Origin of the sequence: Acinetobacter sp. YH12135 (genome assembly GCF_013418565.1) — a bacterium.
GTDB lineage: Bacteria > Pseudomonadota > Gammaproteobacteria > Pseudomonadales > Moraxellaceae > Acinetobacter > Acinetobacter towneri.
The window spans coordinates 19,683-35,302 of the sequence record NZ_VPBU01000016.1 but is presented as its reverse complement, the minus strand read 5'-3'; the positions used below and the strand labels follow the sequence as shown (position 1 = coordinate 35,302).

Genomic DNA, 15,620 nt, shown 5'->3' with positions numbered 1-15,620 from the left:
CAGTACTTGAGTAAGCTCTCCATCCTTTGAGATGGAATGAATTCGATGAGTAAAATTAACTATGAAATTTAGTTAAATGGTTAAAACTTTTTCGCCGCGTGCGATACCTGACACACCTGAACGCACAACTTCTAAAATGGTGTTTTCAGCAATCGCGTCAATAAAACCATCTAGTTTTTCAGTTGTACCCGCAAGCTGCACCGTATAAGTCGTTGGTGTGACATCCACAATTTGACCACGGAAGATGTCTGCAGTACGTTTAATTTCAGCACGTGCAGCACCCGATGCTTTGACTTTAATCAGCATCAATTCGCGTTCAATATGCGGGCCTTCTGACAGGTCGACCACTTTAACCACTTCAACCAATTTATTCAGTTGTTTGGTGATTTGCTCAATTTTATGATCATCACCATAAGTTGTAAGCGTTAAACGTGAAAGTGTTGGGTCTTCGGTTGGCGCAACGTTTAAAGTCTCAATGTTATAACCACGTTGAGAGAATAAACCCACTAAACGAGAAAGCGCACCTGATTCGTTTTCAACGAGAACGGAAATAATGTGTCTCATTCTGTGCGCTCCCCTTTACCTAACCACATATCTTTCATGGATTGACCCGCAATTTGCATCGGATAAACGTGCTCTGTACGGTCAACCATTACGTTAATGAATACGCATTTGTCATTAATCGCCATCGCTTCTGCAAGCTTAGACTCAAGCTCATCGGCATGGTTAATTTGAATACCAACGTGACCATAAGCTTCCATCAATTTAGGGAAGTCAGGCAATGAGTCAACATAAGAACTTGAGTGACGACCTTCATAATTCATATCTTGCCATTGTTTAACCATACCTAAAGCTTGGTTATTCAAGCATAAGATCTTAACGTTTAAACCATATTGCTTACAGGTAGAAAGCTCTTGGATACACATCTGAATCGATGCTTCACCCGTGATACATACAACCTGTTGATCTGGATAAGCCAGTTTAGCCGCCATAGCATACGGTAAACCTACACCCATAGTACCTAGACCACCAGAGTTCAACCATTGACGTGGACGCTTGTACTTATAGTAGTTCGCGCCAAACATTTGGTGCTGACCTACGTCAGAAGTAATGATCGCATCACCATTGGTCACTTTGTCTAAAGCTTCAACTACTTGTTGCGGCTTCATCGTGCCATCGGTTGGCTTGTCATATTTCAAACCATGAACTTTACGCCACTCATTAATCTGATTCCACCATGCAGCAATCGCTTCAGGGTTTGGCTTAGACACATTTAATTGCTTCAATTGAACCAACATTTCCTGAAGTACAGGTTCAACCGCACCTACAATTGGAATGTGCGCCATGATAGTTTTTGAAATGGTCGCAGGGTCAATGTCAATATGAATGACTTTAGCATTTGGACAGAATTTTGCAGGGTTATTGGTTACACGGTCATCAAAACGCGCACCAATACACAAAATCACATCGGCATTGTGCATGGTCATGTTGGCTTCATACGTACCATGCATGCCCAACATACCAATAAATTGTGGATCATTACCCGGGAACGCGCCCAAGCCCATTAATGTATTGGTTACAGGGAAGCCCAAGATGTGTGCAAGTTCAGTCAATTGCTCAGAAGCATTGCCTTGTACAACACCACCGCCTGAATAAATCACAGGACGTTTGGCATTTAATAGCTCATCAATTGCTTTGCGAATTTGACCTGAGTGACCACGATGCGGTGGTTGATACGAACGCATCTTCACTTTTTCTGGGTATTCGTAAGCAAATTTTTCTGCTGGGTTGGTTGCATCCTTAGGAATATCAACCACCACAGGACCAGGACGACCTGAAGATGCAATATAGAATGCCTTCTTAATCACTGAAGGAATTTCGCTTGCATGACGCACTTGGAAACTGTGTTTTACAATCGGACGTGAAATACCCACCATATCGGTTTCTTGGAAGGCATCTTCACCAATTAAGTGTGTTGCAACCTGACCTGACAAAATCACCATTGGGATTGAGTCCATATAAGCCGTTGCAATTGGAGTTACCGTGTTGGTTGCACCAGGACCTGAAGTCACCAGCACCACACCAGTTTTACCTGTTACGCGCGAGTAGGCATCTGCCATATGACCAGCAGCTTGCTCATGGCGCACAAGGTAATGATTAATTTTGTCTTGTTGAAAGAACGCATCGTAAATATGAAGTACTGCGCCGCCTGGGTATCCAAAAACATGTTCAACGCCTTCGTCCGCCAATGCGCGAACGAGCATTTCACCACCAGATAAAAGTTCCAACGTGATTCACCCTAGTCTTGTCACTGCAAAATGGGAGACACCTGCAGTGTTTTGTTCATTAATTCCTGCACTGTTATAGCACACATATTTCATAGTTTTCATGGCAATAGGAAAAATTTCTGATCTGATTACCGTATAAGCAATATGAGATCTAAAATGTGTTGGGGTAAACACATTTTATAAGCTTTGTTCAGCTTCTCGGCTAGAGAAGTTGCCCATTGCATGACATGACACTTATTCGAAGGGTGATCGATCTAAGGCACATAAAACTAAAGTGTGCATTTTTGTAGTTTACCCGACTAAAGTCAAGTTTAAAAATCGGCTTTTTCTGCTTTATTGATAAACTGGGCATTTTTTACGCTTTTGTCATCCATCACAATTTAATCCAAAGTCCAATATTTCCATATAAAACAAATAACTTTCAGATGTTTGCTGAATTTTTTATAATTTTTTCATATCACATACATAAAAATAAAGAATGAATTAAAAAATATATAAATCGCTTGGTTATGATTCACCAACGCATTTCAGCTTATTTTAACTTGCAAATAGACAAGTCAATGCTCCAATTTTAAATAGGCGATATTGCAGATAAAAATCATCGAAAAATTGTCAATAAATCCTAGCTTCATGGGGAATTATTGCTAAAATTTAGCCAACATGATTTTTTGTAATTGGTTTTCTGCCATTTACCCTTTTTGCTCAGGACTTCCAAACATGAAAACGCCAATGATCCGCTTGAGTTGTCTTTCTGCAAGCTTGATTTTAATTTTTGCCACTAGCTCAGTTTCTGCAAAACAATATTACAAGTGGGTCGATGCAAATGGTTCAACCCATTACACCACGACACCGCCGCCAAAAACTGCCAAGAAAAGGGCAAAGTCGACACCTATGGCTGGAGAAATTCAGCACCAACCGTTGCCATTCCTGCAAATCCTGCTGACAACCCTGCACCTACTGCTGCAAATACAACAAACCAACATGCGACACCTACCACAAATCATCCTGCAGGAAATCCAGCTATGGATCAGCAACAACGTGAAGCCAATGCAGCTTTAAATCAGGCACAACAAGAACGTGCCAACCCACAAGTTTTTTAAGTTTTAAGCCATAAAGTACGACTCGCTTAAATTTTCCTGCACAATCCAACGCGCAAAATTCAATTTAGCTGCATTTTGCGCTATGCTGTGTGACACACTTTTTTTAACCGTTTATTCCTGATTTAACCTTATGACTACTCACATTGACCCTGAATATCAAGCCAGTGCGATTGAACCCCAAGTCCAAAGCGACTGGGAATCTCGCAAAGCCTTTAAAGTTGCCGACACAGTCGAAGGTCCACATCGTTATATCCTCTCGATGTTCCCTTACCCAAGCGGCAAACTGCACATGGGTCACGTGCGTAACTACACCATTGGTGATGTGATTAGTCGTTTCCACCGTTTAAAAGGTGAAACCGTCTTACAACCTATGGGTTGGGATGCTTTTGGTTTACCTGCAGAAAACGCAGCGATTGCGCATCAGGTTGCCCCAGCTAAATGGACTTTTGAAAATATCGCCTACATGCGCGACCAATTGAAAAAACTAGGTTTGGCAATAGATTGGGATCGTGAATTTGCCACTTGTACTCCAGAGTATTACCACTGGGAACAATGGTTATTCGTGCAACTGTATAAAAAAGGGTTAATTTATCGCAAACTCTCGACAGTCAACTGGGATCCTGTCGATCAAACAGTTTTGGCCAATGAACAGGTCGAAAATGGCCGTGGTTGGCGTTCAGGTGCATTGGTAGAAAAACGCGATATTCCAATGTACTACTTCCGCATTACCGATTATGCCCAAGAATTATTAGACGATTTAGAAACTTTAAAAGATGGTTGGCCACAGCAAGTCTTGACCATGCAGCGCAACTGGATTGGGCGTTCGCAAGGGATGGAAATCACATTCCCATCGGCAAATCCTGAAATTTATGCAGATGGTCTGACTGTATTTACAACGCGTGCTGACACGTTAATGGGTGCAACTTATGTGGCTGTTGCTGCAGAACATCCTATGGCGTTAAAAGCAGCAGAAAACAATGCACAATTAAAAGCCTTTATTGAAGAATGCCGCATGGGTTCTGTGGCAGAAGCTGACCTTGCCACTGCCGAGAAAAAAGGCATGGCGACTGGCTTATTTGTGAAGCATCCAGTAACAGGTAAAGAATTACCTGTGTGGATTGCCAACTATGTGTTGATGTCTTACGGTTCTGGCGCAGTGATGGCTGTACCTTCACACGATGAGCGTGATTTTGAGTTTGCCAATAAATTCCAATTGCCAATTATTCAGGTGATTGATGCCAAAGGTGCAGACGATGCGGACTTTGACACAACCCAATGGCAAGAGTGGTACGGTTCTAAAGAAGGTAAACTGGTCAACTCAGGCGAATTTGATGGTTTAGATTTCCAAGCGGCTTTTGATGCACTTTTAGCGAAATTAGAGCCACAAGGTTTAGCCAACGTAAAAGTACAATTCCGTTTACGTGACTGGGGTGTTTCACGCCAACGTTACTGGGGTTGCCCAATTCCAATGATCAACTGTGAAAAATGTGGACAAGTTCCAGTTCCAGAAGATCAGCTTCCTGTCATTTTACCTACCGATGTTGTGCCAGATGGCTCAGGCAACCCGTTAAATAAAATGCCTGAATTCTATCAAACCACTTGCCCATGCTGTGGTGGCGAAGCACGTCGTGAAACCGATACCTTAGATACTTTTGTAGAGTCATCTTGGTATTACGCACGTTACGCATCTCCAGACTTTACAGGTGGCATGGTCAAGCCTGAAGCTGCGCAAACTTGGTTGCCAGTTAATCAATATATTGGTGGTGTAGAACACGCCATCTTGCACTTATTGTACGCGCGTTTCTTCCACAAACTTATGCGTGATGAAGGCGTGGTACAAGGCAATGAGCCATTTACCAACTTACTGACTCAAGGCATGGTCTTGGCTGACACCTTCTACCGCGAAGCAGAAAGCGGCAAGAAAACTTGGTTTAACCCTGCCGATATCGAGCTTGAAAAAGACGAAAAAGGTCGTGTTCTTTCTGCAAAATACATGGGCGATGGTCAAGCTGTGATTGTTGGCGGTCAGGAAAAAATGTCGAAATCGAAAAATAACGGTATCGACCCGCAAGCCATTATTGACCAATACGGCGCAGATACTGCACGTGTATTTATGATGTTCGCTGCACCACCTGATCAGTCTTTAGAATGGTCAGATGCAGGTGTTGAAGGTGCGAACCGCTTCTTAAAACGTGTTTGGCGTTTGGCGGCAGGTTTCCTTGAAAAAGGCAGCAATGCAACTGCAATAGACAGCAGCAAACTTGCTACAGCAGCACAAGACTTACGTCGCAAAACCCATGAAACCATTCAAAAAGTGGGCGATGATATTGAGCGTCGTCATGCGTTCAACACTGCAATTGCAGCATTGATGGAACTCTTGAATGCTTGCAACAAGTTTGAAGCGCAGAACGAACAAGACCTTGCGGTTGAACGTGAAGCAATTGTGACTTTATTGACCTTGCTTGCGCCATTTGCACCACACTTGAGCCAAACCTTATTGGTAGAGTTCGGAATTGAATTAACCTCTACCCTATTCCCTGTGGTCGATGAGTCTGCATTAACCCGCAATACTCAAACGATTGTGGTGCAGGTAAATGGTAAATTACGCGGCAAGCTTGATGTAGCGGTAGATGCATCTAAAGAAGACATTCTTGCACTTGCCAAAGCGTTACCAGAAGTACAACCATTCTTGACTGGGCCAACCAAGAAAGAAATTGTGGTACCGAATAAGCTAGTGAATTTGGTGGTTTAAGTGCTTTTAAACCTCCCTTTTTTAAAGGGAGGTTTGGAGGGATTTTATAAAACAATCCCCCTAAACCCTCCTACAAAAAAGGAATTAAAACAATTTCCAAACAAAGCCCGTTGTCAGTCAACGAGCTTTGCACCTACAATCAAGATATTCTCAACTTCCGCTTTTAAACTTTCAAGAATATTACAGAGGACAGCACATGCACTTTAGCCAACGTCTAGCAGTCATTGTTTTAACTTGTGGACTCAGTGCTAGCTTAGTCGGCTGCGGTTTTCATCTTAAAGGCACCAATCCAAGCATTGCACCTGTGGCTTATTCAAAAATGAGTCTGGCTTTACCGAGCAATGCTGAAGAATTAGAAGAAAAACTTTCCATTCACATGGGTACAGCGGGCGTACAACTCAGCAATGACCCTAATGCCTATGTACTGCGTGTACTTGACTATACGCCACGTCGCTTGGAATTGAATGGCAAACTGGTAGAAACCTTATTGCGTTTGAGTGTGACTTTCCGTATTGAAGATGCGCAAGGCAACCCGATCACCGAACCTCGTACCGTCATGGCAACGCGCAGTTATCAATACGATGTCGCAACTGTGAATACCGATGATCAGGAACAAAAATTCTTAAAAGAAGTCATTATTGATGATGTAGCACAGCAAATTGTGCGTCAAATTTCATCTAATCGTTTACCTTTGGTCAACCCACCTGTGTATTCAAACCCTAAATAAGTTTTCGAGTGCGAATTTTTTATGAAACTTGACTATCTACAAGCCCTCAAACGTGTCGATGAAGCACGTGGCGTATGGATTTTGCATGGTCAAGAACCCTTACTCGAACAAAACTTGCTGGATGCTTTTCGTGCCAGTTGGCAAAAACAGGATATTGAACGTCAGCGTTATGATTTAAATAGCGTTAGCGATTGGAAAAATGTATTCAATGCCTTAAACAGTCTGTCACTGTTTTCGAGTCAATTGGCGGTTGAAGTACACGGCAATATCAAGCCCGATGCCAGCACACTAAAACAACTGAAAAGTTATATTCAGCACAATGAACAAAACTTGCTGTTGGTAGTGATGCCAAAACAGGACAGCAATAGCCTGAAATCCAGTTTTTTTCAATTGATTGATGCCAATGGGGTCAATGTTGCACTCACGGCGAATTATCCTAAAGATCGGCAGCAGATTTTAGGTTTGGAAGCAGAAAAGCTTGGCATCCAATTGGGACATGATGCGTGGCAATGGTTGGAACAACACCATGAACACAACCTTTTGGCTGCCAAAAACAGCTTGATGCGGGTCAGTGACACCTTTCCTGAAATTCAGCAGATTCAGATTGAACATTTACATGCCTGTTTACAAGATCAATCCCGTTATAGCACTTACGATTTAAATGATGCTTTACTGGCGGGAAATCTAGCGCAAGCCATGAAAATTTTTCAATACCTCATGGCTTCGGGTGAAGCCATGAGTTTAATTTTGTGGAGCATCAGCAAAGAAATGCGCCTGCTGATGCAATTATTTGAACAACCACAAAATGCTTTGCAACTGGGTATCTGGAAAAACAAAGTCAGTGTTTATCAGCAAGCTTTGCGACGTTTAAATCCAAATAGTTTCTTGCAATGGCCCGCCCTATTATTGCGTATTGATGCCGCCATCAAAGGGATGTCCAAGGAAAACCCTGAACATTTGGTGCTACAAGCCATTACAGAACTCTGTGGTAAAACGCTGTTTGCTTCTCACTCGGCTTAATTAAGCAGACTTCATCAAATAATTTTTAAAATCATCTGCTTTTCAGAGGATTAGCTAAAGAAACGTGCAAACCAACTTTTGCCTTTTTTCTGTTCCTGTGAACGCAAATAATGCAGCATATTGTCGCGTACCGCATCGACATAATCCTGATCATCATGCTGAATATGGTTAATCAACCATTTAGACAACAAACGATACAAATCATGTTCTACCGATTCGCCATTGGCAAAACGCTGACGGCAATCATTCAAACGCTTCACAAAGAGTTCGTGAATACCACGATGTGATGGTAAGTATTGATAATTGACCTGTGACAACAAGTTTTCTTCAAAGCTAAAATGCGATTGCGTATAGTCAATCAAGTCATCCAAGACTTCTTTGATTTGCTCCCGCGCACCTGTCGCCCGAATTTTTTCCAGCGCATTAATATAGTCCAGAATTTGTCGATGTTGATTGTCAATCACATCAATTCCGATATTAAATTTCTCACTCCACTCCATGATTTACCCCTCAGATTTTTTGCTTAAAGTCATGTTTTATTGCATCGTCCCGATGCCGTATTATCCTAATGATTAAATCCATAATTATTTTATGGAATTTGATACTAGCTGCTTTTAATTCTTAAATCCATATAGAAAATAAGGTTTTTTAAGCAACTTAGACCATAGTTGTATTTTTCAGCATTTATCATAAAAATTCATAAAATTATCATAGAGATGAAACAAACTACCCCCACCTCGTTAACAGATGCTATTTTCACTTTTTTTATGGATGTAATACCGTACTCAGACTGTATTAAATCTAGCTCAAACCACTAATAAATAATTCTCATTTGCAGTTTCTTCAAAAAATTCACGATTTATCCTTATTTCACTTCTATAATCCTTTTAATTTCTTTTTCTGTTTTTTGACTCATGCCAAAAATAAAATCGACCAAACTTATTGCGGGAATTATCATTGCGCTGATGCTGGCATTTGCCGCTTGGTATTTTTTAAAACCCAAAGAACAACAACCGCAATACATTACTGCCGAAGTGAGCCGTGGAGATATTGAAAGTGCGGTGTTGGCAACAGGCGTACTTGAAGCCACCAAAATGGTCAGCGTTGGTGCGCAAGTTTCAGGTCAAGTCAAAAAAATGTATGTTCAGTTAGGCGATCAAGTCAAACAAGGACAGTTGATTGCCCAAATTGACTCTGTACGACAGGAAAACGAGTTTAAAACAGCACAAGCCAGCATTAAAAACCAACAGGCACAATTGGCGGTTCGACAAGCCAATCTCGCCAAAGTCGCAGCAGAATATCAGCGTCAACAAGCCATGTATGCGCAAGATGCGACCTCACGTGCCGAACTTGAAACTGCCTTAGCCAACTATAAAACTTCGCAAGCAGAAATTGCTGCCATTAACGCTCAAATTGAACAGTCACGCCTAACTTTAGACACGTCTAAAGAAAATTTAGGTTATACCCGTATTCTTGCCCCAATGGATGGCACTATCGTCGCAATTGTGACCGAAGAAGGTCAAACCGTGAACGCCAATCAAAGTGCGCCCACGATTGTTAAATTAGCCAAACTTGACACCATGACTGTAAAAGCAGAAATTTCTGAAGCGGATGTAATGAAGGTCGAAGAGGGACAAACGGTCTATTTCACCACCTTGGGCAACAGTGAGAAAAAACATTACGCTACTTTACGTCAGGTAGAACCTGCACCCAAATCCATCAATACCGAAAGCAATAACAATACGTCATCATCTTCAAGTTCTGCCGTGTACTACAACGCTTTATTTGACGTACCAAATGAAGACGGCAAGCTACGCATCAATATGACCGCACAAGTGTCCATTGTTTTGGCAGAGGCACGCAATGTGCTGACCATTCCTGCTGCTGCGGTACAAGGTGCAAACCGTTCACGCAGTCGTGGCAACAGCAATAATTCAGACAGCAACGTACGTGCTGAGCGCGACAATACCAATGCCAGCTCTGCCAAACGCCCTGCCCGCTTGGAGTTGACTGCCAATGAAAAAGCCTTGGTTGATCAAGGTAAAGCCTCTTTAGGTATGGTACGTGTACTGCAAGCTGATGGTTCAGCTCGTCCACAATCGGTATTGCTTGGCTTAAATAACCGTGCAACGGTACAAGTCATTCGTGGCCTAAAACTGGGCGATCAAGTCATTATTGCCGATGGTTCCGATACCTCAAATGATGCGGCGAAGCGTGGTGGTCGTGTTGGTCCATCAGTGAGAATGTAAGATGAGTCAGTCACAACCTCTGTTAGAGGTCACCAATCTGACCCGTGAATTCCCTGCGGGCGAATCTACAGTGCAGATTCTCAAAGGTATTGATCTGAAGATTTACCCAGGTGAATTGGTTGCAATTGTGGGTCAGTCAGGTTCAGGAAAATCCACCCTCATGAATATTTTGGGCTGTCTGGATCAACCCACTACTGGCAGCTATAAAGTCAAAGGACGCGAAACTCGACAACTTGAAGCCGATGAATTGGCACAACTACGTCGTGAATATTTTGGTTTTATTTTCCAGCGCTATCACTTATTGGGTGATTTAAGCGCTGCGGGCAACGTCGAAGTGCCTGCAATTTATGCAGGTGCCGATGTTGAAGAACGACAAGCACGCGCGACTGCGCTGCTCAGTGACTTAGGTCTAGCCGATAAAACCCAAAACCGCCCAAGTCAGCTTTCAGGTGGACAACAACAACGTGTATCCATTGCACGTGCCTTGATGAATGGTGGCGATGTGATTCTTGCCGATGAACCCACAGGTGCACTCGACAAGAATAGCGGTATTGAAGTGATGCGGATTTTGCGTGAGCTGAATGCCAAAGGTCACACCATCATCTTGGTCACACATGACCATAATGTCGCTAAAAATGCCACACGGATTATTGAAATCAGTGATGGGCTTATTATTTCTGATCAGCCCAACACACCTGCCGATCAGGATGATATTACTCAACAAACCTTGCAACATCCGCCACAAAAAAGAACTTCAGCTTGGCGCTCTGTATTTGATCGTTTAGGTGAAGCCTTCCGCATGGCGCTACTGGCGATGAATGCACATCGCATGCGCACCTTTTTAACCATGCTCGGGATTATTATCGGGATCGCTTCGGTTGTATCTGTTGTGGCACTGGGCAATGGTTCACAGAAACAAATTTTAGAAAACATCAGCAGTTTAGGCACCAATACCATCACCGTGTTTCAAGGGCGTGGTTTTGGTGATACCTCGCGCTCATCTCAGCTTAAAACCCTAATTCCTGCCGATGCCGATGCTTTGGCAGAACAACCTTATGTGGATGGGGTCAGCCCATCGGTCAATAGCAACGTCACAGTACGTTTTAAAGACACCGAGGCTTCTGCCACAGTCAATGGTGTGAGCGAAGACTTTTTCTATGTGCGCGGCATGAACTTCCAGTCGGGTCAGCCTTTTGACAAACACAGCGTGCTGGAACAAGCGCAAGATGTGGTGATTGATCACAACACCAAAAATACATTTTTTAGTGATGGCAGCAACCCTGTCGGGCAAGTAATTTTATTGGGCAGCGTACCCAGCCGTATTATTGGCGTGGTCGAAGAACAAAAAAGCATGATGGGCAATGCCGACAGCTTAAATGTGTATTTGCCCTACTCTACGGTAATGAGCCGCATGCTTGGCCAAAGCCATGTGCGCAGCATTATTGTACGAGTCAAAGATGAATATCCAAGTGCTGCAGCAGAAAATGCCATCCTAAGTCTGTTGGTACAGCGTCATGGTGCGCAGGATGTATTTACTCAAAATGCCGACAGTATCCGTGAAACCATCCAACAAACTACCGCCACCATGACCTTACTGGTTTCTGCTATTGCAGTGATTTCACTGGTGGTCGGTGGAATTGGCGTAATGAACATCATGTTGGTCTCTGTCACAGAACGCACCCAAGAAATTGGGGTACGCATGGCAGTCGGCGCACGACAAAGCGATATTTTGCAGCAATTTTTAATTGAAGCCATTTTAGTGTGTATTTTAGGCGGTGTACTTGGCGTCTTGCTCGCACTCGGAATTGGGCAATTGATTAATCATGTGGCAGGTGGAACCTTTCAAATGGCGTACTCCACCACCTCGATTGTAGCCGCTTTTGTCTGTTCAAGCCTGATTGGAATTGTGTTCGGTTTTATTCCTGCACGTAATGCTGCCCAACTGAACCCTGTCGATGCGCTATCTAGAGAATAAGGAATTAGAGTAAGGAATGATGATGCGATTTAACCAGAAGTCACGACAATTCAGCCAACTCGTCACTGCGCTTTTTCTTGGCAGCAGCTTAGTGGGTTGTGCAGCCGTAGTCAAAACACCTTATCAGGCACCTGCTGTAAATATTCCTCAACAGTTTGAGCAGCAGCAAAAAAGCCAGCAAGTCCTTGCACAACTAAATACAGACCGTTGGTGGACACTCTTTCACGATGCTGCTTTAAATCAATTGGTTGAACAAGTCTTGGCGCGTAACAGTGACCTCGCGGTTGCAGGACTGAATTTACAACAAGCCAGATTACAAGCCAAACAAAGCCAAAGTCAGCAAGGTGTCCGGATTGGCAATGCAGGTATTTCTACAGGGCATCAATTTAGTTTAGAGGGCAATGGTGATACAGCGCGTGGGATTTCGCTGAATTATCCCGGACTGAGCTATGAATTGGACTTATTCGGTAAACTTGCCAATCAGACTGAAGCTGCACGTTGGGAAGCCTTAGCCACCGAACAAGACTTACAAGCCACCGCACAAAGCCTGATTGCAACCACTGCCAATTTATATTGGCAATTGGGTTATTTAAATGAACGCTATGTTGTCGCACAACAAAACCTTGCCAGTACGCAAAAAACGTATCAATTGGTCAGTGCGCAATATCGCGCGGGTGCAGTTTCAGGATTGGATTTAAACCAAGCCGAACAAGCCCTGCAAAGTCAAAAATCAACCTTGAGCCAAATTGCACAGCAAAAAGTTGAAACACGCACCGCCTTGGCAGTTTTACTGCATCAACCTGTGCAAATGTTGAATATCAATGAACCACAGAGTTTAGCCGCTGTTCGTTTACCGAATATTACTGCTGGCTTACCTGCAGAACTGCTGTCACGTCGTCCCGACTTACGTGCAGCCGAATTACGTTTACGTAAAGCCTTGGCCAATAAAGATGCCAATCGAGCCAGTTATTACCCATCCATCAGTCTTACAGGCACACTCAGTACAGGTGTCGGTACGGGCGCGCATACCTCTTTAAGCGATGCCCTAAAAAACCCAATTGCCACTTTAGGTGCAGGTTTAACCCTGCCATTTTTGCAATGGAATGATATGCAGCGCGATCTAAAAGTGAATGCTTTGGAATATGAAAAAGCCATTGTGCAATATCGACAAACTTTATATAAAGCCTTTGCCGATGTCGAAAATGCACTGTCAGCACGAACCGCGCTGAATCAACAAGTCGCGCTCCAAAGCCGCAATTTAGCACTGGCAGAGAAAACTGAACGCTTAACTGAGGTGCGTTATCGGCATGGTGCGATTGCCTTAAAAAACCTGCTAGATGCACAAGAAACCACCCGCAATGCACGTTTAAGTTTATTGCAGACCAAGCAAAACCAATACAACGCCTATGTGACTTTATTGCAAGCGTTGGGTGGTAGTCCGATTCAAAACATTCAATAATGCAAGAGTTGATCTAAATTGATCACGATAAAAAAAGCCTGTGGATGATTTTAAACATCCACAGGCTTTTGCTTGCTTTGTATATAAACTTTGAAATTAAGTTTTCTCAGATAATAACGCTTCTTTACTTAATACTTGATGGCTACTGGTCGCAATTGGCAAACTGACTTTAAAAGTCGTTCCCACACCTTCTTTCGATTCCACCACAATTTGCCCGTGGTTCAAATCGACAAAACGCTTACACAACACCAAACCTAAACCAATACCCTTTTCACCTGCAGTGCCTTTAAAACTAACAGTAAGTTTAGGCTCGAACAGCGTTTCGAGTTGTTGTGCAGTCATGCCCAAACCCGTATCTTGAATATAAATATCCACACTGGTTTCTGTTTGCTCTGCACGTAAAATGACTTTGCCTGTGCCATCGGTAAAGGTAAATTTCAGCGCATTCGACACCAAATTTTGAATCACCGAGGTAATCATATTGATGTCGGCATAAACTTTAATGCCTTCTTCAACTTGATCAATCAGTTCAATATTTTTCTTGATTGCCAAACTTTTCAACACATCGCAAACAATTTTGGTCGATTGCTTTAACTCAAAATTAATTGGGTGATACACAAAGCGTCCACCCTCTGCCATCGCCCAATTCAATAAACTTTCTAGCAAGTTATAGGTCGATTGTGCTGTGTCGAATAAATAGTCGGCAATATTTTGAATACTAGAATCATCCAAAGTTTCGCGCTCTTGCGCTAAAACTTCCGAAAACCCCAATAAGCCATGAAATGGCGCGCGCAAATCATGCGCAATAATTTGGAAAAATTTGGTTTTACTAAAATTCAATGCAGACTGCTGTTCATACAGTTCTTTTAAGCTTGCATAATCAACTTTTAATTCAATATAACGCACCAAACCTGCAGCAAACTCCGCCACTGTCGGCAAAGCACCTAAACTAAACGCTTCTTCACGATGATCAAATAACAACAACTGCCCAATCGACTCGCCATCGGTTTTGAGTAAATCCAGTGCGATTAGGCGCGCGGCTTCTATCCCCAAACTTGCGATGTGCTGCACAAAATTTGCATATTGAGGATGTTGAGGTTCAATCAGTTGCTGACCTTGAAAGAAAGCGTCTAACCGTGCGTTTGGGTTGGCACGAAAGGCTTTAAAAACTTGATTGGTGGAATACCAGATGTACGGCTCATTTTTAAAAGTCAAAATGGCATGATCTACTTGCAGCATTTGACGGGCAAACTTCAAAAAACCATCAATTTGGTTACTTGGCGTATGTACACCCAATAATAACGAGAGTGTGCAAGCACTGAGTTGCTCCGTTTCAGGACCAATTTCCAGCAACTGTATTTTCATTTTTGCCTCGTTAATTAAAGTGTGCCGCGCCTATGAATTATTTTGTCTACAAAACTCATCCACTGAATTCAGAGTTAACCTACAAACTTTAACACAAAACACAAGCTTTCAAACTAATTTAAAAAACTGCGTAACAACTCGGCATTTCTTCTTTACTACTTGATTTTTCATCTATGGATTAACAAGGGTTTAGCTCACGCTTGATTATGATTTTTGATGGATCAAACGGTGCTACAAACCCGCTAAAAAATACGCTTATTTTTGTAAAATTTGGACCATAAAAATAGATCTAAACTTTTAAAATATAAATCAGGCTTTTTATCTGTAGATTTCCCTCCGTTTTTGAAGAAAATCTCAACTTCTATACAAGAGTTTACATTGCATCACACTGTAAAAAATAGAAGCAACATATTGATAAACATATAAAATAAATAGAATAAATATATCCACCTATCATTTTCATCGGTTATTTATCAAACATTCGACTTAAGTCGAACCCTCAACTGGTTAATTTATAATAAAATATACATATATTTTTGATGTCATATCTTCATCATACGATTTGATTAGTATTTCAACACTAAATACTCAAGGCGATTTTTAGGTTTAAATAGGCTCATTTTTACATTAAGCCGTGTCTTGACTCGCACAAATGCGACACATCATTTCGTAGCGAAATGGCGTC

Annotated in this window: 10 protein-coding genes and 1 pseudogene; 7 read left to right on the top strand and 4 right to left on the bottom strand. The window is 42.4% G+C overall.

The window, feature by feature from the left end:
- Positions 1-72: 72 nt before the first annotated feature.
- Together ilvN and FTU70_RS10080 are read right to left on the bottom strand one after the other, a co-directional pair.
- Positions 73-564, bottom strand: a complete 492-nt coding sequence (ilvN, locus tag FTU70_RS10085; protein ID WP_004974986.1) for an acetolactate synthase small subunit — start codon at positions 562-564, stop codon at positions 73-75.
- Entirely contained in the window at positions 561-2,288 is a 1,728-nt protein-coding gene (locus tag FTU70_RS10080; protein ID WP_096902629.1) for an acetolactate synthase 3 large subunit, read from the bottom strand. Before FTU70_RS10080 ends, ilvN begins: the two co-directional genes overlap by 4 nt.
- A gap of 729 nt (positions 2,289-3,017) precedes the next feature.
- Here FTU70_RS10080 and FTU70_RS10075 point away from each other — a divergent pair.
- The 4 genes and pseudogenes from FTU70_RS10075 (at position 3,018) to holA (ending at position 7,887) form a co-directional block, all read left to right on the top strand.
- Positions 3,018-3,388 (top strand): annotated as a pseudogene (locus tag FTU70_RS10075) (DUF4124 domain-containing protein).
- 130 nt (positions 3,389-3,518) lie between these two features.
- Entirely contained in the window at positions 3,519-6,140 is a 2,622-nt protein-coding gene (leuS, locus tag FTU70_RS10070) for a leucine--tRNA ligase (protein ID WP_179995043.1), read from the top strand.
- A gap of 196 nt (positions 6,141-6,336) precedes the next feature.
- On the top strand, positions 6,337-6,867 hold the full coding sequence (gene lptE, locus FTU70_RS10065) for an LPS assembly lipoprotein LptE (protein WP_180043942.1): 531 nt from the start codon (positions 6,337-6,339) through the stop codon (positions 6,865-6,867).
- 21 nt (positions 6,868-6,888) lie between these two features.
- Positions 6,889-7,887, top strand: coding sequence for a DNA polymerase III subunit delta (gene holA / locus FTU70_RS10060; RefSeq protein ID WP_179994377.1), 999 nt, complete (start codon positions 6,889-6,891; stop codon positions 7,885-7,887).
- Positions 7,888-7,937: 50 nt separating this feature from the next.
- Here holA and FTU70_RS10055 read toward each other — a convergent pair whose 3' ends face one another.
- Complete coding sequence (locus FTU70_RS10055) at positions 7,938-8,387, bottom strand: bacteriohemerythrin (RefSeq protein WP_004974971.1); 450 nt, start codon at positions 8,385-8,387, stop codon at positions 7,938-7,940.
- 414 nt (positions 8,388-8,801) lie between these two features.
- On the opposite strand from FTU70_RS10055, the gene FTU70_RS10050 reads away from it, so the two are divergent.
- The 3 genes from FTU70_RS10050 to FTU70_RS10040 are packed head-to-tail and all read left to right on the top strand — an operon-like array spanning position 8,802 to position 13,570.
- Positions 8,802-10,136: an efflux RND transporter periplasmic adaptor subunit gene (locus FTU70_RS10050; protein WP_180060534.1), complete on the top strand. Its 1,335-nt coding sequence runs from the start codon at positions 8,802-8,804 to the stop codon at positions 10,134-10,136.
- A 1-nt stretch (position 10,137) separates the two neighbouring features.
- On the top strand, positions 10,138-12,111 hold the full coding sequence (locus FTU70_RS10045; RefSeq protein WP_096902623.1) for a MacB family efflux pump subunit: 1,974 nt from the start codon (positions 10,138-10,140) through the stop codon (positions 12,109-12,111).
- A 22-nt stretch (positions 12,112-12,133) separates the two neighbouring features.
- On the top strand, positions 12,134-13,570 hold the full coding sequence (locus FTU70_RS10040; protein ID WP_004974963.1) for an efflux transporter outer membrane subunit: 1,437 nt from the start codon (positions 12,134-12,136) through the stop codon (positions 13,568-13,570).
- Positions 13,571-13,666: 96 nt separating this feature from the next.
- Here the strand turns inward: FTU70_RS10040 and FTU70_RS10035 are convergent, their stop codons facing one another.
- The gene (locus FTU70_RS10035) at positions 13,667-14,935 is read right to left on the bottom strand and encodes a sensor histidine kinase KdpD (protein WP_004974961.1); all 1,269 of its coding nucleotides are present in this window, start codon (positions 14,933-14,935) and stop codon (positions 13,667-13,669) included.
- Positions 14,936-15,620 lie beyond the last annotated feature (685 nt).